The organism is Pseudomonas sp. GV071 (assembly GCF_003050835.1).
In the GTDB taxonomy this organism is placed as follows: Bacteria; Pseudomonadota; Gammaproteobacteria; order Pseudomonadales; family Pseudomonadaceae; genus Aquipseudomonas.
Genome location: NZ_QAOJ01000015.1, coordinates 64,596 through 81,702, shown reverse-complemented (window position 1 = coordinate 81,702; position 17,107 = coordinate 64,596). Strand labels below are relative to the sequence as shown.

The following is a 17,107-nucleotide window of genomic DNA, read 5'->3' as shown; positions in this document are numbered from 1 at the left end:
AATGCTAGGTTTGCGTCGCTGGGCTACGCGCACGGCACATTTGGCCAGCCTTGCTGGCATTTGCGGTTTCGCCCAGCAGGCTGTCGCTGCTGACTACGAGGGGTCGCCGCAAGTTGCCGAATTCGTTGCCGAGATGACCCGCGACTATGGTTTTGCCGGTGAGCAACTGGTGAGCCTGTTCCGCGACGTGGAGCGCAAACAGTCGATTCTCGACGCCATTTCCCGTCCCGCCGAAAAGGTTAAAACCTGGGCTGAGTACCGCCCGATCTTCATCACCGACCGGCGCATCAACAACGGCGTCGAGTTCTGGAAACAGCACGAAGCTGCTCTGGCTCGTGCCGAGCAGGAATACGGTGTGCCGGCCCAGGTGATCGTCGCCATCATCGGCGTCGAGACTTCCTACGGCGCCAACACCGGCAGCTACCGGGTGATTGACGCCTTGTCGACCCTGGGCTTCGATTACCCGCCGCGTGCCGAATTTTTCCGCAAGGAGCTCAAGCAGTTCCTGCTGCTGGCCCGCGAACAGCAGGTCGACCCGCTGACCCTCAAGGGCTCCTACGCCGGAGCCATGGGCATGCCGCAGTTCATGCCGAGCAGCTTCCGCGCCTATGCCGTGGACTTTGACGGCGATGGCCACATCAATATCTGGAACGACCCGGACGATGCCATCGGCAGTGTCGCCAGCTACTTCAAGCGCCATGGCTGGGTCACCGGTGAAGCCGTGGTCAGCACCGCGCAAATCAGCGGCGAGCAGGCTGAAGAAGGTCTGACCGTCGGCCTGGACCCGGTGAAGACCGTCGGCGAGTTGCGCGCCATGGGCTGGTCGAGCCACGAAGCGGTGCGCGATGACGTTTCTGTGACCGCCTTTCGTCTGGATGGTGAAGCCGGCCCTGAATATTGGTTAGGCTTACCCAATTTTTATGTCATCACTCGTTACAATCGCAGCGCGATGTACGCCATGGCCGTGCATCAGCTGTCCGATTTGATTGTTCAGGCCCGGGGCACCAAGTAAATGCAGGCAACGCCGTTCAAGCTCTTCGCCTTTGGCGCCCTGGCCGTGATGCTGGCCAGCTGCTCCAGTAGCCGCGCGCCCCAGCCTACGCAAACCACCACTATCTCCGGCCCCGGCGATTTCGCCCGTCCGCACCGCGACGGCGCGCCCTGGTGGGATGTGGATATCTCCAAAGTGCCAGACGCCGTGCCGATGCCGCACTACGGCGCCTATAAGGCCAACCCCTATACCGTATTGGGCAAAACCTATTACCCAATGCCGGATGCCAAGCGTTACCTGGCCACCGGCACGGCGTCCTGGTACGGCACCAAGTTTCACGGTCAAGCCACTGCCAACGGCGAAAAGTACGACCTGTACGGTATGAGCGCCGCGCACAAGACCCTGCCGCTGCCCAGCTACGTGCGAGTGACCAACCTTGAGAACGGCAAGAGCGTGATCCTGCGGGTGAACGACCGCGGTCCGTTCTATTCCGATCGGATCATCGACCTGTCGTTTGCGGCGGCGAAGAAGCTCGGTTACGCCGAAGTCGGTACTGCGCGGGTCAAGGTTGAAGGTATCGACCCAACCGAGTGGTGGGCCCAGCAAGGTCGCCCGGTGCCGATGGTGCTGGCGCAGCCACAAATGGCTGCCGTGCAGCCGGCCAAGCCGAGCGTTGCGCAAGCCATGGCCCAGCCGGTCGAGCAGTACGTGCCGCCGCCGGAGCAGCACGCCGCCGACGTCGTGCCCGCGCAGGTGCAAATCGACGCAAAAAAAAACGCTTCACTCGAGCGATCTGGCCTGTATCTCCAAGTCGGAGCCTTCGCCAATCCGGACGCTGCGGAGCTCCTGAAGGACAAGCTGAGCACGATGGTGAATGCCCCGGTGTTTATCAGCTCGGTGGTGCGCAACCAGCAGACCTTGCACCGCGTGCGGATGGGCCCGGTAAACACGCAGGGTGAAGCGACCCAAATCCAGAACAGCGTGCGGTTGGCCAACCTGGGCCAACCGACATTAGTGAAGCCCGAGTGATTGTCGAAAATCACGGGTTTTAACCGACTTGCTCGCCAGAGCCTGTTTGCCATTAGTAACTTGAGAGACTGATGAATATCACCGCCTTTACCCGTCGTCTGAGTCTGTTCGCCCTCCTGATCACTGCCCCGGCTACCTGGGCTGCCGAAACCGCCGTTCCGGCTGCGCCGGAGCTGGCTGCCAAAGCCTATGTGCTGATGGATGCCGCCAGCGGCAACGTGCTGGTGGAAAACAACGGTGACCAGCGCCTGCCGCCGGCCAGCCTGACCAAGCTGATGACCGCGTACATCGCCACCCTGGAAATCCGTCGTGGGCAGATCAGCGAGACCGACAAGGTGATGGTCAGCGAGCACGCCTGGCGCACCGGCGGTTCGCGTATGTTCATCAAGGTCGGCACCGAAGTGGCCCTGGGTGACCTGCTGCACGGCATCATCATTCAGTCCGGCAACGACGCCAGCGTCGCCACCGCCGAACACATCGCCGGCAGCGAAGACGCCTTCGCCGACATGATGAACACCACCGCCGAAAAACTCGGCATGAGTGGCAGCCACTTCATGAACGCCACCGGCCTGCCTAACCCGGAGCACTACTCCACCGCCCACGACATGGCGCGTCTGGCCCGGGCGATCATCTACGAAGACCCGGCGCACTACGCCATCTACTCGCAGAAAGAGTTCTTCTGGAACAACATCAAACAGCCCAACCGCAACCTGCTGCTGTGGCGTGACAAGACCGTCGACGGCCTGAAAACCGGCCACACCGACGAAGCCGGCTACTGCCTGGTGGCTTCCGCGGTGCGCGACGGCATGCGCCTGATCGCCGTAGTGTTCGGCACCAACAGCGAACAAGCCCGCGCCGCCGAGACCCAGAAGCTGCTGACCTACGGTTTCCGCTTCTTCGAAACCCAGACCTTCTACCAGAAGGGCACTGAGCTGGCCCAAGGCACCGTGTGGAAAGGCGCGAGCCGCCAGGTTAAAGCCGGTCTGGCCGAAGACCTGACCATGACCCTGCCACGCGGCCAGTTGAAAAAGCTCAACGCCAGCATGACCATGAACCCGCAGCTGGTCGCACCGATCAAGCAGGGCGACGTGATTGGTAAAGTTGAAGTGAAACTGGAAGACAAGGTGGTGCACAGCGCCGACCTGATCGCCCTCGAGACTGTTGACGAGGGTGGCTTCTTCCGCCGCGTGTGGGATAGCATCCGTCTATTCTTCTTCGGCCTGTTCAACTGACAGCCGCGTATATCGAAAATTGATAGCCACAGACGTCGGCTTTTAGCTCCAAAAGAGCAAGCTGACGTCTGATTTCCGCAGGCCAAAAGCCCGCCGAGACCGCCATGACAGACGCCACATCCGTAACCATCGAGTTTCCCTGCGAGCGCTACCCGATCAAAGTCATCGGCGATGCGGGCGAGGGTTTTACCGAGCTGGTCATCGATATTCTCAAGCGCCACGCACCTGATCTGGACGTGGACACTCTGGTGCAGCGCGACAGCCGCAACGGCAAATACCTGACCGTGCAACTGCTGATCACCGCCACCGGCATCGAACAACTGCAAGACATCAACAGCGACCTGCGCGCCACCGGCCGCGTGCATATGGTGCTCTGATGACCCAGCGCCTGGGCTTTCGCGAGCTCGGCCAGGTCCCTTACGAACCGACCTGGCATGCCATGCAGCACTTTACCGATTCTCGGGTGGTGGATACGCCCGACGAAATCTGGCTGCTGGAGCATCCGCCAGTCTTCACCCAAGGCCAGGCCGGCAAGGCCGAACACGTGTTGTTCCCGGGTGATATCCCGGTGGTCAAAGTCGACCGCGGCGGCCAGGTGACCTACCACGGTCCCGGCCAGTTGGTCGCTTACCTGATGCTGGACGTGCGCCGCTCGAGCCTGGGCGTGCGTGAGCTGGTCAGCCGTATCGAGCGCAGCCTGATCGAGCTGCTTGCCAGTTACGGTGTGCACGCCGAAGCCAAGGCTGATGCGCCTGGCGTGTATGTAAATGGGGCGAAAATTGCCTCGCTGGGCCTGCGCATTCGTAACGGCCGGTCCTTCCATGGCCTGGCCCTGAATGTCGACATGGACCTGCAGCCATTCCAGCGCATCAACCCTTGCGGGTATGCCGGGATGGCCATGACCCAACTGCGTGACCAGGTGGGACCGATAGATTTTGCCGAAGTAAGTGCCCGGCTGCGTGCGCAGCTCGTCACACACCTCGACTACGCTGAACAGACGACCCTGACGGGCGGAATTGAATCGCTATGAGCATTGAAGTAGCTGGCAACGAAGCAACCGGCACCGCGGTTAAAGCCCCACCGGCCAAGGTGGAAATGGGCGTAAAACTGCGCGGTGCGGAGAAGATGGCGCGTATTCCGGTGAAGATCCTGCCCACCGAAGAACTGCCGCGCAAACCCGACTGGATTCGAGTGCGGGTGCCGGTTTCGCCGGAAGTCGACCGAATCAAACAACTGCTGCGCAAACACAAACTGCACAGCGTCTGTGAAGAAGCCTCCTGCCCGAACCTGGGTGAGTGCTTCTCCGGTGGCACCGCCACCTTCATGATCATGGGTGACATCTGCACCCGTCGCTGCCCGTTCTGCGATGTCGGCCACGGCCGACCAAAACCGCTGGACGCCGACGAGCCGATGAACCTGGCGGTGGCCATTGCCGACCTGCGCCTGAAGTACGTGGTGATCACCTCGGTAGACCGCGACGACCTGCGCGACGGCGGTGCCCAGCACTTCGTCGACTGCCTGCGGGAAATCCGCAAGCTGTCGCCGGGCGTGCAGCTGGAAACCCTGGTGCCGGACTACCGCGGCCGGATGGACGTGGCCTTGGCCATCACCGAACAAGAGCCGCCAGATGTGTTCAACCACAACCTGGAAACAGTACCGCGCTTGTACAAGGCCGCGCGTCCGGGCTCGGACTTCGAGTGGTCGCTGGACCTCTTGGAAAACTTCAAGAAACGCGTGCCGCACGTGCCGACCAAGTCGGGCCTGATGCTCGGCCTGGGCGAGACCGATGAAGAAGTGATCGAAGTGATGAAGCGCATGCGCGAACATGACATCGACATGCTCACCCTTGGCCAGTACCTGCAACCCTCGCGCAACCACCTGCCGGTGCAGCGCTTCGTGCACCCGGACATCTTTGCCTGGTTTGCCGAAGAGGGCACCAAGATGGGCTTCAAGAACGTGGCTTCCGGCCCGCTGGTGCGTTCTTCGTACCACGCCGATCAGCAAGCACACGGTGCCAAGAAGTAACCGATCGGCTGCGCGTCGGCGGTGCGGCGTTAAAAATGCTTTTTGAATGCTCATTGGCTACAGCCAACTGCGCTTCAAAAAGCATTTTTGCCTTGCCCCGCTCTAGCTCGCTCGATCTCGAAAGATGAGCGGCTGAAATCGCCAAAGCAAAAAGGGCGGCCCATGGGTCGCCCTTTTTATTGCCTCAAGAGCATCGCGGCTGAAGCCGCTCCTACGGACCGCAAGCGGCCGGTCCGGCGCTCCGGTCAGCCTCGATGCTTTTGTTACTGACTGCGCAACCGGTTCAACAAGCTGTGATCCGCATAGCCATCCGCAGGCAATCCAAGCTGCTGCTGATAAGCCCGCACGGCCTTTCGCGTGTTGGCGCCGAGGATGCCATCAGCGGCGCCGGGCTCGAAGCCATGGGCGGTCAGCAGTTCCTGCAATTCAATTCGCTCGCTACGGCCCAACTGCGGGTCGTCACGCGGCCAGTCGGCCAGCACGGCGGCGTTGGCGCCACGAATGCCGTCCGACAGCAAGCCAACGGCCAGCGCATAGGACGACGAGTTGTTGTACTTGAGGATGCTGCGGAAGTTGCTCAGCAACAGAAACGCCGGGCCACGATGGCCGGCAGGCAGCAGCAGGGTTGCCGACTCGCCGGACAAGGTCGGTGCCAGCGCCTTGCCACTGGCCGGCATCACCCCGAGGCGCGTCCACTCGGCCACGCTCTTGCGGCTATCCGGGTCGGCCAGGGCGTAGTCGAAGCTTTGCGGCAGGCGTACTTCAAAACCCCAGGGCTTGCCCAACTGCCAGCCGGACTGCTGCAGATAGTGAGCGGCCGAGGCGAGGGCGTCGGCGGAGGAGTACCAGACATCGCGGCGGCCATCGCCGTCGAAGTCCACCGCGTGCTGGTTGTAGGTGGTGGGCATGAACTGGGTCTGGCCCATGGCGCCAGCCCAGGAGCCGACCAACCGTTCCGGGGCAATATCGCCGTGCTGGAGAATCTGCAGCGCGGCGATCAGCTGTTCCCGCCAGAACGCGGCGCGACGCCCTTCATAGGCCAGGGTGGCCAGCGAGCGAATCACGCTGTTGCTGCCGATATTGTTGCCGTAGGCACTCTCCATGCCCCAGACCGCCACCAGCACTTCCGCCTGCACGCCGTAGCGTTGTTCGATGCGGCTGAGGGTGGCCTGTTGTTGCGCATATTGCGCCTGGCCGTTGGCGATGCGCCGGGCCGAGACAGCACCGTCGAGGTATTCCCAGACTGGCCGGGTGAACTCTGGTTGGCTGCTGTCGGCAGCGACCACGGCGGGGTCGAGGGTGACGTTGGCGAAGGCGCGGTCGAACAGTGCGGCATTGATGCCAGCGGCGACGGCGTCACTGCGCAACTGGTCGCGCCACTGTTCAAAACTTTGTGCGGGAACCGGCGCGGCGGGCTGGGCGGTAACGCCAGCGGCAGTCGGAGCGGCGGTGGCGGCAGGTACAGCAGAAGTCGGGGACTGTGGCGCTTGGGGGGCTTCGGCGCAGGCGGTGAGCAAGTTGAAGTGAAAGCTCAGCGCGGCGCAGGCCAGGGTGCGCGGTGACAGGTTGAACATCAGCAGGTCTCAAAGCGGTAAACAGCGGCCACCTTATCATGCTGACGGGATCGAGGGATTTCAGGCGGCTAAAAAGCCCCCGGCAAAAAAGCACAGCCCTGAAAAGACAGAAGCCCCCCAGTTTTGCTGGGAGGCTTCGCGGCGGTAACTGCCTTTGCCTTTCTTCGGCTGTTCCTGGCGGCTGCGGAACAGGGGTTGGGCGATGATGGATTTGGCTTTATTGGGGCGTTTCTTCGATGTGGCCATGACAGTCCTCGGGCGGGGCGGGTGGCTGAGCGCTGCTAACAGCAAGGAGGGGAGCCCCGCGGCGCGGATCATCTGCCTGTCGAGCGGCGCTGTCCAGCGCCGTTTATCACTCCTGAGGCAGCGACAGGCGTTGTCCTGCCAGCAGCAGGGTCAGGCGACTGATTTCCAGCCAAGGGTCACCGGCGGCCTGGCCTTTGATTTGCGCATCCACGCGCTGAGCGTCTTGCAGCATCTTGTTCCAGCGCGCCGCCGAGTGACGTTGTAGGGCTTTGCTGACCAGCGGCCGGCGTTTGTCCCACACCGGTGGGCGCGCCTGGCTAAAGGCTTTTTCCAGCGGAATGCCCTGGCCATATTGCTGGGCGATGGTCGCCAGCAGGCGCAGTTCGCGGGCGATGGCCCAGAGCACCACGGTGCTGTCGACGCCCTCGCCACGCAATCCTTCGAGGGTGCGCAAGGCGTGGCTGGCTTCGCCATTGAGGGCTGCGTCGATCAGGCCGAACACGTCGTAACGGGCGCTATCGGCGACCGCCGCTTGCACGGTGCTGGCGTCGATCTGGTTGCCTTCGGCGAGCAGCTTGAGCTTCTCGATTTCCTGCGCCGCTGCCAGCAGATTGCCCTCCACGCGGGCGGCGATCAGGTCGACCGCTTCCTGGGTGGCGCTCATGCCGGCCTGACTCATGCGCTGACGAATCCATTGCGGCAACTGGTGCACTTCCACCGGCCAGATCTGGATGAACTGCGCATGCGGGCCTTCAATTACGGCCTTGGCCCACTTGGTTTTCTGCGTGCTGCCATCGAGCTTGGGCAGGCTGATCAGCAGGAGCGTGTCTTCCGGTGGGCGCGACAGGTATTCGAGCAGCGCTGCCGTGCCTTTGTCGCCCGGCTTGCCATTGGGAATACGCAATTCCAGCACGCGCTTGTCGGCAAACAGCGACAGGCTGTTGCCGGCCTGCAGCAGGGTGCCCCAGTCGAAGCTGGCGTCGGCATTGAACACCTGGCGCTCAGTGAAACCCTGGCTGCGGGTGGCGGCGCGAATGGCATCAGCCGCTTCCTGACACAGCAGCGGGTCGTCGCCACTGATGGCGTAGACCGGCGCAAGGCCGCTTTGCAGGTGTTTGGCGAGTTGCGCGGGGGCAAGCTTCATAGGCGAGAGGACATCGGCGGGAATGTCGGGCCGCTTGCGCGGCCCGAACGGTGTTACTGGACTTTGATCGGCAGCTGCAGGGGCGATTGCTGCGGCGTTTCGGCCTCAGCCTTGCGTGCGGCTTCGATGGCGTCGGCTTCGGCTTGTGCCTTGGCATCGGCAGCGGCTTGCAGTTGCTCCAACTGTGCTGGGGTGATCAGTTGCAGGCGTTGAGCCAACTGGCGAACCAGCTCCTGGCGCAGTTCGTCAGTGAGCTGCTTGGACTCCTGCTCGGAACCGATCAGGTTGTTTTCGTCGTTGACGTAGGTGCTTTGCACGTCGACGGTGTTGGTCAGCAACACTGCGTTTTTCGCACCACGCAGCTCATAGGCCACTTCCATCGTGGTTTCGTATTCGGCGCTGCGGGCACTGCCGGTATAGCTGACGGTACGGCTTTTGCTGGACTCGCTGGTCAGCGCCACGGTGTACTGGGCGCCCGGATGGACGTTGACGCCGCTGTTGACCAGGGTCTGACGCAGGTCCTTGACCACCGGGCCGTAGGCATCACGTGCGGTGAGGTTGAGTTCGGTCAGGGCGAACGCCATGTCGCCGCTACCGCGCAGCTGGAAGCCGCAGGCGCTGAGCAGGGTTGCCAGGCCGACTACCATCAGATTCCGTTTGATCATCTGTTATCCCCTTAAACCATCTGTAGCGCTGCCTATGGTGCAGCGCCAACTCAAATAGGTGTTCGCGGCGCCAATGGCTACCGCGATACGTCATCAGCTCGCGACGATATTGACCAGCTTGCCCGGTACCACGATGACCTTGCGAATGGTCAGGCCATCGAGGAAGCGCAACACGTTCTCATTGACCCGTGCAGCGGCCTCGACTTCTTCGCGGCTGGCAGTTGCCGGCACGTCGATCTGGCCGCGCAGCTTGCCGTTTACTTGCACCACCAACTGCAGGTTGTCCTGCACCAGGGCGCTTTCGTCGAGCACTGGCCACTGGGCGTCGATCACGGCGCTTTCATGACCCAGCTCCAGCCACAGTTCATGGCTGATGTGCGGGGTGATCGGCGCCAGCAGCAGGGCCACGGTTTCCAGACCTTCCTGCAACAGGGCGCGGTCGGCGTCGCTGTCCTGGGCTGCTTTTTCCAGCACGTTCATCAGCGTCATCACCTGGGCGATGGCGGTGTTGAATTTGTGGTGTTGGCCAATGTCCTGGCTAGCTTGGCGGATGGCCAGGTGAATGGCGCGGCGCACGTCTTTCTGTGCGTCGCTGAGGCTGGCCACGTCGAGGCTGCCGGGTACGCCGCGGGCCACGTGGGCCTGGGCCAGACGCCAGACGCGTTTGAGGAAGCGGTGCGCCCCTTCAACGCCTGAGTCGGACCATTCCAGGCTCATGTCGGGCGGCGAGGCGAACATCATGAACAGACGGCAGGTGTCGGCGCCGTACTGGTCGATCATCGACTGTGGGTCGACGCCGTTGTTCTTGGACTTGGCCATCTTCTCGGTGCCGCCGATTTCCACCGGCAGGCCGTCGGTCTTCAGCGTGGCGCCAATGATCTTGGCCTTGGCATCACGTTCGATTTCGACGTCGGCCGGGTTGAACCAGGTCTTGCTGCCGTTGGCTTCCAGACGGTAGTAAGTCTCGGCGATGACCATGCCCTGGGTCAGCAGGTTCTTGAACGGCTCATCGGAGTCGAGCAGGCCTTCGTCGCGCATCAGCTTGTGGAAGAAGCGCGCGTAGAGCAGGTGCAGAATCGCGTGTTCGATGCCGCCGATGTACTGGTCAACCGGCAACCAGTGGTTGGCGGCAGCCGGGTCGACCATGCCTTTGGTGTAGTTCGGCGAGGCGTAGCGGGCGAAGTACCAGGACGATTCCACGAAGGTGTCCATGGTGTCGGTTTCGCGCTTGGCCGCGGCGCCGCATTTCGGGCAGGTGCAGCTGTAGAACTCGGGCAGGCGTGCGAGCGGGCTGCCAGCGCCATCCGGCACCACGTCTTCTGGCAGTACCACCGGCAGTTGGTCTTCCGGCACCGGCACGTCACCGCAGGTATCGCAGTGGATGATCGGGATCGGGCAGCCCCAGTAGCGTTGACGGCTGATGCCCCAGTCACGCAGACGGAACTGCGTGCGGGCCTGGCCGAGGGACTTTTTCTGCAGCGCCACTTCGATGGCATCGAAGGCGCCAGCGAAGTCCAGGCCGTCGAATTCGCCGGAGTTGATCAGTTGGCCGTGCTCGCCGTAGGCGGCTTGCCATGGCGCCGGGTTCTCGTCGCCAGCACTGGTACGTACCACCGATTTGATCGGCAGGCTGTACTTGTGGGCGAATTCGAAGTCGCGCTCGTCGTGCGCCGGTACGGCCATCACGGCGCCGTCGCCGTAGTGCATCAATACATAGTTGGCGACCCACACCGGCAGCTTTTCACCGGTCAATGGATGTTCAACAAACAGCCCAGTCGCCAGGCCTTTCTTTTCCTGGGTGGCGATATCGGCTTCAGCCACGCCGCCGCGTTTGCATTCGTCGATGAAGGCTTGCAGCTCGGCGGCTTGATCCGCCGGCAGCTTCTGCAGGGCGATGGCGGCCAGCGGGTGCTCGGCAGCCACGGCCACGTAGGTGGCGCCCATCAGGGTGTCAGCGCGGGTGGTGAAGACGTTCAGCTTGCCAGCCTGGCCAATCGAAGCCTGGTCGTAGGGGAAGCTGACTTCCATGCCGCGGGATTTGCCAATCCAGTTGCGCTGCATGGTCTTGACCTGTTCAGGCCAGCCCGGCAGGTCGTCGAGGCTGGTCAGCAGCTCATCGGCGTAGGCGGTGATCTTGAAGTAGTACATCGGGATTTCGCGCTTTTCGATCAGCGCGCCGGAACGCCAGCCACGGCCGTCGATAACCTGCTCGTTGGCCAGTACGGTCTGGTCAATCGGGTCCCAGTTCACGGTACCGTTTTTGCGGTAGATCACGCCCTTTTCGAACAGCCGGGTGAACAGCCATTGTTCCCAGCGGTAGTAGTCCGGTTTGCAGGTAGTGACTTCGCGCGTCCAGTCCACCGCCAGGCCCAGGCTTTTCAGCTGGTTCTTCATGTAGGCGATGTTTTCGTAAGTCCACTTGGCGGGCGCGACGTTGTTTTTCATCGCGGCGTTTTCCGCCGGCATGCCGAACGCATCCCAGCCCATGGGCTGCAGCACATTCTTGCCTTGCATGCGTTGGTAGCGGGCGATCACATCGCCGATGGTGTAGTTGCGCACATGGCCCATGTGCAGCTTGCCGCTGGGGTAGGGGAACATCGACAGGCAATAGAAAGTGTCTTTGCCTGGTTGTTCACTGACTACGAAGGACTTCTGCTCGTCCCAGTAGGTTTGCGCGGCGGCTTCGGTTTCACGGGGCTGATAGTGTTCGTGCATGGCTACTTTTGGACTGAAAAATGGACGTTGCGAAGAACGCCGTAGCATACATGAGCCCGCTGCGGCCTGGGAAACCCTGATTACGCCCGTCGCCTGGGCCGCCGCCGTTGGTCGCAGCAGCCATCTGCTTGCAGGGGCAGCGCTAAGCTTTGCTGAAAGGGCAACTGGCACGGAGCTGGCGAGGGTGAGGATGGCTGAATTACGGCACGAAGCAGCGCAGGGCGGTCTCTACGAGCGCCTGTTGCATCGGCTTGCCATAGCCCTCGATGAAGCTGACAGCGACAGCCGTCTGCAAAACAAGACTCCGGAAGAACTCGAACTGCGTGGCCTTAGTCCGGCCGAGCTGGAGCTGATTCGCGCCTACCTCGACCGCGACCTGCACTGGCTGCGCGGTTGGCACGCAGCGGCCAAGGAGCTGGCGCTGATCGAGCAAAGCCCCGCACCCACCATCAAACCTGCGCGCCCCGTGCACATCGCCAAGGTGGCCAAGCCCAAAGGCCTGATGCGTCGTCGACAAAAGCTGCTCTGCGCGCTCTGCGGTAGCGCCGCCTACTGGCACCCTGGTGAAGGCATCCAGCCTTGCAGTGCCTGCGGCTCGCAGTTGTTCCGCGCCTCCAAACCCCGGTAGGCTGCGCGCACCCTGGAGAGGTGCGTGATGGTCCTGCGATATCTATTCAAACAACTGCTGCTGCCGCCTGGCTGCCTGTTCCTGCTGCTGTTACTGGCCTGGTGGCTGCGTCGACGCATGCCGCGCCTGGCCCTTGGCTGTTTTGTTCTCGGCCTGGGCGGGCTGTGGTTGAGCAGCTTGCCGGTGGCCGTGGAAGGCCTGGCCAAACTGGTCGAGCGTGAACCGGCACTGGCGCAGAGTCAGTGGGCCGGTCTGGCGACGCAGGCGGATGCGATTGTGGTGCTCGGCGCCGGGCGTGAGCGCGACGATCCGGCCTGGGGCGGCGATCAGGCCAGCCACCTGGCGGTGGAGCGCGTGCGTTATGCCGCGCGCCTGGCCAAAGCCTCCGGCTTACCGGTGCTGATCAGTGGCGGCAAGCCGTATGGCGAGGCGGTCAGTGAGGCGGCGCTGATGGCCGACGTGATGAGCCAGGACCTTGGTGTGCCCGTGCGCTGGCAGGAAGGACAGAGCAACACCACCTGGGAGAACGCGCAACTGAGCGCCACCATCCTGCACGCCGCCGGTATTCAGCGCGTGGTGCTGGTGACCCAGGCCGCACATATGCCGCGGTCGCGGTGGTGTTTCGAACAGGCTGGTTTGCAGGTGGTCAGCGCGCCGGTGGGCTTTATCAGCGTGCCCAATCAGCGGCCGTTGGGTGGCTGGTTGCCGGAAAGCAAAACCATGTGGCAGACCGGCAACCTGCTCAACGAAGTGGCGGGGCAGATTGCCTATCCGTTGTTCTACCGGTAACTCGATCCCGTAGGAGCTATGCCAGGTCAGACGGTTTTAGCGATTCGGCTCGCCAGCAGTGCCCAGCCAAACAGCAGGAAGCAGACGATCACCAGCGGCCACGAGCGCCACTGCAGGTACGGTGTCAGCTTCTGCATCGGCACCACATCGCCGTACAACACGCCTTGTTCGAACTGTGGAATCTGCGTGGTGATGTGGCCGAACGGGTCGATCAGGCCGGTGACGCCATTGTTGGTGGCACGGATCATCCAGCGCCCGGCTTCCAGTGCGCGCATCTGCGCCATCTGCAGGTGTTGCAGCGGGCCAATCGAGGTGCCGAACCAGGTGTCGTTGCTCACCGTGAGCAGCAGCTGGCTTTGCGCCGACAGGCCGGCGGCAAATTCCGGGTACACCACTTCATAACAAATGAACGGCGCAATCTTGTATCCCTTGGCATCCAGCAATGCCTGGTCGGACGGGCCGCGGGCGAAGTCGGACATCGGCAGGTCGAAGAAGGCGATCAGGCCGCGCAGCACATCCTGCAGCGGCACGTACTCACCGAACGGCACCAGCTTCTGTTTCAGGTAGGTGCCGCTGCCCTGGCCGACCACGGTGATGCCGTTGTAGTAGCGCTTTTCGCCCTGCGCATTGGTCTGGCGTACCGGCACGCCGGTGATCAGAGTGGCCTGACGGTCATTGGCGAAACGGTTCATCACACCCAGGTACGGGTCGGCGAACTCCTTGAGAATCGGCACTGCGGTTTCCGGCCAGACGATCAGGTCCACCGGCTTGGCGCTGAAACTCAGGTCGCGGTACAGGGCCAGCTGCGCGTTGACGTGCTCGGGGTTCCACTTCATTTCCTGGGCGACGTTGCCCTGGATTGCCGCCACCTTCAGCGGAGCGCCGGCCGGTTCGGTCCAGGCATGGTTCTTCAGGCCCAGCGCCACTGCCCATGGCGCAATCAGCAGGACCACGCCTGCGGCCAGGAACGCCTTGCGCTGACCGAGGCGCGGCAGGTTGATCAGCAGCGCCGCCGTCAGCGCCAGCACAAAGGAAATCAGCCAGATGCCGCCCACCGGCGCCAGGGCGCTGAGCGGGCCATCGAGCTGGCTGTAGCCGGCGTACAGCCAAGGGAAGCCGGTGAGGAACCAGCCGCGGAAGGCTTCCTGCGCCAGCCACAGCGCGGCGAACGCCAGGGCGTCGGCCAGTGGTGCCTCTACCCGGCGTAGCCAGCGCGCCCAGAGGAACGCCGGCAAGGCAAAGAACCAGGCGATGCAGGCGCAGAAGCCGACCGTCAGGAACAGCGCCAGCGGCGCCGAGGCGCCGCCGTAGTCGTGAATGCTGACGTAGATCCAACTGGTGCCAGCGACGAACACGCCAAAGCCAAAGCACCAGCCACGGCCCATGGCCTGGCGCGGCGTCAGGTCGCGCAGGCCGAGGTAGAACAGGGCGATGGAGAGCAGGGCCAGCGGCCAGATATCGAAGGGGGCGAGGGCGAGGGTGGTGATGGCGCCGGCGGCGAGCGCGATGACGTTGCCTGGCCAACCGGCCTTAGAAATCCAGTTCATTGTTTTCCTGTTGGTCGGTAGATCGGTGTTGCGGTCGTATGCGTAACGTTGGGCTTCGCCTGCGGCTCAACCCAACCTACGTTCTCGATTGGTAAGTGCGTCGAACATTTTTACCGGTCGATGCGGGTCAGGCGCAGCAGGTGAATGCGGCGGCTGTCGGCGCTCAATACGCGGAAACGGAAGTCGCCGATTTCGGCCACTTCGTTGCGCTTGGGCAGATGGCCGAAGGCGCTCATCACCAGGCCACCGACGGTGTGGAATTCATCGTCGGTAAACTCGCTGTCGAACGACTCATTGAAGGCGTCGATAGGGGTCAGGGCCTTGATCAGGAAGTCGCCGCTGGGCAGCGGTTTGATGTAGCTGTCTTCCTCGACGTCGTGTTCGTCTTCGATGTCGCCGACGATCTGCTCCAGCACGTCCTCAATGGTCACCAGACCGGCCACGCCGCCGTATTCGTCGATGACGATGGCCATGTGGTTGTGGTTGGCGCGGAACTCGCGCAGCAGCACGTTGAGGCGCTTGGACTCGGGCACGAAGGTGGCCGGGCGGAGCATGTCTTTGATGTTGAAGGCCTGGCTGTCGCGCTGCAGCACCAGCGGCAGCAGGTCTTTGGCCAGCAGCACGCCGATCACGTCATCCAGGCTTTCGCCGATGACCGGGTAGCGCGAGTGAGCGGACTCGGTGATCGCTGGAATCAACTCCTGCGGGGTCAGGCCAGCCTTGATGCTGACCATCTGCGAGCGCGGCACCATGATGTCGCGCACCTGCAGGTCGGCCACCTGGATGGCGCCTTCGACGATGGCCAGCGCTTCGCTGTCGAGGAGTTTGTTCTGGTGGGCTTCGCGCAGCAGCTCGAGGAGCTCCTGGCGGTTTTTCGGCTCATGGGCAAAAGCCTGGGTAATTTTGCCTAACCAGGATTTTTGCCCGCTGCTCGATCGGTCTTCGCTCATGCTGTTTACTCAGTGTTCCTTTCTGGTGCCTGGGAGCCAGGCTATTCGTCGCCTGCATAGGGGTCAGGGTGACCCAGTTCAGCGAGCAATTGTTGTTCCAAGGTTTCCATTTCGACGGCTTCGTCGTCATCGATATGGTCGTAGCCCAATAAGTGCAAGCAGCCGTGAATCACCAAATGGGCCCAATGGGCCTCGAGGCTTTTGCCTTGTTCGGCGGCTTCGCGGTCGACCACCTGCACGCAGATCACCAGATCGCCAAGCAGGGGGATGTCGAGCAGTTCATCGGGCACGTCGGCAGGAAAAGACAGCACGTTGGTGGCGTAGTCTTTCTGCCGATAGGTGTGGTTGAGTTCGCGAGCCTCGGCTTCATCCACCAGGCGGATGGTCAGCTCGGAGTCGGCCGTGCGCTGGCGCAGCGCCAATTCGCACCATTGGCGGAACTGGGCTTCGCTTGGGCTGGCGGCACTGCTGGCGTTTTGCAGATCAAGCTCAAGCATTGCCGCGGTCTGCCTCGGGTGCCTTCTTGTTTACAGAGGCAGTGCTTTCGGCCGCCGTTTCGAAGCGCTCATAGGCCTCGACAATGCGCTGCACCAGCGGGTGGCGCACCACGTCCTTGGACAGGAAGTGGGTAAAGGAAATGCCAGGCACGTCCTTCAATACGTCGATCACGTGGGTCAGGCCCGACTTGGTGCCACGCGGCAGGTCGACCTGGGTGATGTCGCCAGTGATCACGGCGGTGGAGCCAAAGCCGATCCGGGTGAGGAACATCTTCATCTGCTCGAGGGTGGTGTTCTGACTTTCGTCGAGAATGATGAAGCTGTTGTTAAGGGTGCGACCGCGCATGTAGGCCAGCGGTGCCACTTCGATCACCTGTTTCTCGATAAGCTTGGCCACTTGCTCGAAACCGAGCATTTCGTACAGGGCGTCGTAGAGCGGGCGCAGGTACGGGTCGATCTTCTGCGACAGGTCGCCCGGCAGAAAACCGAGCTTCTCGCCGGCTTCCACCGCCGGGCGCACCAGCAGGATGCGGCGGATCTGCTCGCGCTCCAAGGCATCCACGGCACAGGCCACGGCCAGGTAGGTTTTGCCGGTACCGGCCGGGCCGATGCCGAAATTGATGTCGTGGTTGAGGATCGACTTCACGTAGCGCTGCTGATTGACGCCGCGGGGGCGAATCATGCCCTTGCGGGTGCGCAGGGCGACACTGGCTTCCACCGTGTTGCTGGCCAACTCTTCCACCGCAGACTCCTGCAGGAACAGATGGACAATATCGGGGGACAGTTGGGTGGCGTTGGTTTCCCGGTACAGGCGGCGCAGCAGTTGCTCGGCGGCTTGGGTAGTTTCGGGAGCGCCCACCAGTTCGAACTGGTTGCCGCGGTTGCGGATCTCGATGGCCAGGCGCTGTTCGATCAAGCGCAGGTGCTCGTCGAATTGCCCGCACAGATTGGCGAAGCGGCGAGCTTCAAAGGGTTCGAGGATAAAACGATGCGGTTCTATGGGTGCGTTCAAGGTCGTGTGTAGCCGCCACTCGGCAAGTAAGGTGAAACGAAGGATAACCCCGGATGCCCGAGT

General features: G+C 62.5%; 17 protein-coding genes. 8 read left to right on the top strand and 9 right to left on the bottom strand.

Annotated elements, in window-relative coordinates:
* The first annotated feature begins 1 nt into the window (after position 1).
* The 6 genes from mltB (at position 2) to lipA (ending at position 5,277) form a co-directional block, all read left to right on the top strand.
* The gene (mltB, locus tag C8K61_RS23690; RefSeq protein ID WP_108098830.1) at positions 2 to 1,012 is read left to right on the top strand and encodes a lytic murein transglycosylase B; all 1,011 of its coding nucleotides are present in this window, start codon (positions 2 to 4) and stop codon (positions 1,010 to 1,012) included.
* Positions 1,013 to 2,020 carry a septal ring lytic transglycosylase RlpA family protein gene (locus tag C8K61_RS23685; protein ID WP_108098828.1) on the top strand — a complete coding sequence of 336 codons (1,008 nt, stop codon included), beginning with the start codon at positions 1,013 to 1,015 and terminating at the stop codon, positions 2,018 to 2,020.
* 71 nt (positions 2,021 to 2,091) lie between these two features.
* The gene (locus C8K61_RS23680; protein ID WP_108098826.1) at positions 2,092 to 3,252 is read left to right on the top strand and encodes a D-alanyl-D-alanine carboxypeptidase family protein; all 1,161 of its coding nucleotides are present in this window, start codon (positions 2,092 to 2,094) and stop codon (positions 3,250 to 3,252) included.
* Between the two features lie 104 nt (positions 3,253 to 3,356).
* Positions 3,357 to 3,629 (top strand): DUF493 domain-containing protein, encoded by a 273-nt coding sequence (locus tag C8K61_RS23675; RefSeq protein WP_108098824.1) that lies wholly within the window; start codon positions 3,357 to 3,359, stop codon positions 3,627 to 3,629.
* Positions 3,629 to 4,282, top strand: a complete 654-nt coding sequence (gene lipB, locus C8K61_RS23670) for a lipoyl(octanoyl) transferase LipB (protein WP_108098822.1) — start codon at positions 3,629 to 3,631, stop codon at positions 4,280 to 4,282. The genes C8K61_RS23675 and lipB overlap by 1 nt, the downstream gene beginning before the upstream one ends.
* Entirely contained in the window at positions 4,279 to 5,277 is a 999-nt protein-coding gene (gene lipA / locus C8K61_RS23665; RefSeq protein ID WP_108098820.1) for a lipoyl synthase, read from the top strand. Before lipB ends, lipA begins: the two co-directional genes overlap by 4 nt.
* Positions 5,278 to 5,540: 263 nt before the next feature.
* On the opposite strand, the gene C8K61_RS23660 is transcribed toward lipA, so the two are convergent.
* The 5 genes from C8K61_RS23660 to leuS all read right to left on the bottom strand — a co-directional run bounded on the left by C8K61_RS23660 (position 5,541) and on the right by leuS (position 11,621).
* Positions 5,541 to 6,851: a lytic murein transglycosylase gene (locus C8K61_RS23660; RefSeq protein WP_108098818.1), complete on the bottom strand. Its 1,311-nt coding sequence runs from the start codon at positions 6,849 to 6,851 to the stop codon at positions 5,541 to 5,543.
* A gap of 60 nt (positions 6,852 to 6,911) precedes the next feature.
* Positions 6,912 to 7,097 (bottom strand): alternative ribosome rescue factor ArfA, encoded by a 186-nt coding sequence (gene arfA / locus C8K61_RS23655; protein ID WP_108098816.1) that lies wholly within the window; start codon positions 7,095 to 7,097, stop codon positions 6,912 to 6,914.
* 106 nt (positions 7,098 to 7,203) lie between these two features.
* Positions 7,204 to 8,241: a DNA polymerase III subunit delta gene (gene holA / locus C8K61_RS23650; RefSeq protein WP_108098814.1), complete on the bottom strand. Its 1,038-nt coding sequence runs from the start codon at positions 8,239 to 8,241 to the stop codon at positions 7,204 to 7,206.
* 53 nt (positions 8,242 to 8,294) lie between these two features.
* Positions 8,295 to 8,906: an LPS assembly lipoprotein LptE gene (lptE, locus tag C8K61_RS23645; RefSeq protein WP_108098808.1), complete on the bottom strand. Its 612-nt coding sequence runs from the start codon at positions 8,904 to 8,906 to the stop codon at positions 8,295 to 8,297.
* A 93-nt stretch (positions 8,907 to 8,999) separates the two neighbouring features.
* Positions 9,000 to 11,621 (bottom strand): leucine--tRNA ligase, encoded by a 2,622-nt coding sequence (gene leuS, locus C8K61_RS23640; RefSeq protein WP_108098806.1) that lies wholly within the window; start codon positions 11,619 to 11,621, stop codon positions 9,000 to 9,002.
* Between the two features lie 190 nt (positions 11,622 to 11,811).
* Between leuS and C8K61_RS23635 the strand changes: the two genes are divergently transcribed.
* Together C8K61_RS23635 and C8K61_RS23630 are read left to right on the top strand one after the other, a co-directional pair.
* The gene (locus C8K61_RS23635; RefSeq protein ID WP_108098804.1) at positions 11,812 to 12,249 is read left to right on the top strand and encodes a hypothetical protein; all 438 of its coding nucleotides are present in this window, start codon (positions 11,812 to 11,814) and stop codon (positions 12,247 to 12,249) included.
* Positions 12,250 to 12,276: 27 nt separating this feature from the next.
* On the top strand, positions 12,277 to 13,038 hold the full coding sequence (locus C8K61_RS23630) for a YdcF family protein (RefSeq protein ID WP_108098802.1): 762 nt from the start codon (positions 12,277 to 12,279) through the stop codon (positions 13,036 to 13,038).
* A gap of 26 nt (positions 13,039 to 13,064) precedes the next feature.
* Here the strand turns inward: C8K61_RS23630 and lnt are convergent, their stop codons facing one another.
* The 4 genes from lnt to C8K61_RS23610 form a co-directional block, all read right to left on the bottom strand.
* Positions 13,065 to 14,585, bottom strand: a complete 1,521-nt coding sequence (gene lnt, locus C8K61_RS23625; protein ID WP_108098800.1) for an apolipoprotein N-acyltransferase — start codon at positions 14,583 to 14,585, stop codon at positions 13,065 to 13,067.
* A gap of 110 nt (positions 14,586 to 14,695) precedes the next feature.
* Complete coding sequence (locus tag C8K61_RS23620; RefSeq protein WP_108098798.1) at positions 14,696 to 15,535, bottom strand: HlyC/CorC family transporter; 840 nt, start codon at positions 15,533 to 15,535, stop codon at positions 14,696 to 14,698.
* Positions 15,536 to 15,576: 41 nt separating this feature from the next.
* On the bottom strand, positions 15,577 to 16,032 hold the full coding sequence (gene ybeY / locus C8K61_RS23615; protein WP_108098796.1) for an rRNA maturation RNase YbeY: 456 nt from the start codon (positions 16,030 to 16,032) through the stop codon (positions 15,577 to 15,579).
* The gene (locus C8K61_RS23610; protein WP_108098794.1) at positions 16,025 to 17,044 is read right to left on the bottom strand and encodes a PhoH family protein; all 1,020 of its coding nucleotides are present in this window, start codon (positions 17,042 to 17,044) and stop codon (positions 16,025 to 16,027) included. The genes ybeY and C8K61_RS23610 overlap by 8 nt, the downstream gene beginning before the upstream one ends.
* Between the last annotated feature and the right edge of the window lie 63 nt (positions 17,045 to 17,107).

Coding starts and splice junctions, on each gene's coding strand:
- mltB (WP_108098830.1), top strand. CDS start 2: ATGCTAGGTTTGCGTCGCTGGGCTACGCGCACGGCACATTTGGCCAGC.
- C8K61_RS23685 (WP_108098828.1), top strand. CDS start 1,013: ATGCAGGCAACGCCGTTCAAGCTCTTCGCCTTTGGCGCCCTGGCCGTG.
- C8K61_RS23680 (WP_108098826.1), top strand. CDS start 2,092: ATGAATATCACCGCCTTTACCCGTCGTCTGAGTCTGTTCGCCCTCCTG.
- C8K61_RS23675 (WP_108098824.1), top strand. CDS start 3,357: ATGACAGACGCCACATCCGTAACCATCGAGTTTCCCTGCGAGCGCTAC.
- lipB (WP_108098822.1), top strand. CDS start 3,629: ATGACCCAGCGCCTGGGCTTTCGCGAGCTCGGCCAGGTCCCTTACGAA.
- lipA (WP_108098820.1), top strand. CDS start 4,279: ATGAGCATTGAAGTAGCTGGCAACGAAGCAACCGGCACCGCGGTTAAA.
- C8K61_RS23660 (WP_108098818.1), bottom strand. CDS start 6,851: ATGTTCAACCTGTCACCGCGCACCCTGGCCTGCGCCGCGCTGAGCTTT.
- arfA (WP_108098816.1), bottom strand. CDS start 7,097: ATGGCCACATCGAAGAAACGCCCCAATAAAGCCAAATCCATCATCGCC.
- holA (WP_108098814.1), bottom strand. CDS start 8,241: ATGAAGCTTGCCCCCGCGCAACTCGCCAAACACCTGCAAAGCGGCCTT.
- lptE (WP_108098808.1), bottom strand. CDS start 8,906: ATGATCAAACGGAATCTGATGGTAGTCGGCCTGGCAACCCTGCTCAGC.
- leuS (WP_108098806.1), bottom strand. CDS start 11,621: ATGCACGAACACTATCAGCCCCGTGAAACCGAAGCCGCCGCGCAAACC.
- C8K61_RS23635 (WP_108098804.1), top strand. CDS start 11,812: ATGGCTGAATTACGGCACGAAGCAGCGCAGGGCGGTCTCTACGAGCGC.
- C8K61_RS23630 (WP_108098802.1), top strand. CDS start 12,277: ATGGTCCTGCGATATCTATTCAAACAACTGCTGCTGCCGCCTGGCTGC.
- lnt (WP_108098800.1), bottom strand. CDS start 14,585: ATGAACTGGATTTCTAAGGCCGGTTGGCCAGGCAACGTCATCGCGCTC.
- C8K61_RS23620 (WP_108098798.1), bottom strand. CDS start 15,535: ATGAGCGAAGACCGATCGAGCAGCGGGCAAAAATCCTGGTTAGGCAAA.
- ybeY (WP_108098796.1), bottom strand. CDS start 16,032: ATGCTTGAGCTTGATCTGCAAAACGCCAGCAGTGCCGCCAGCCCAAGC.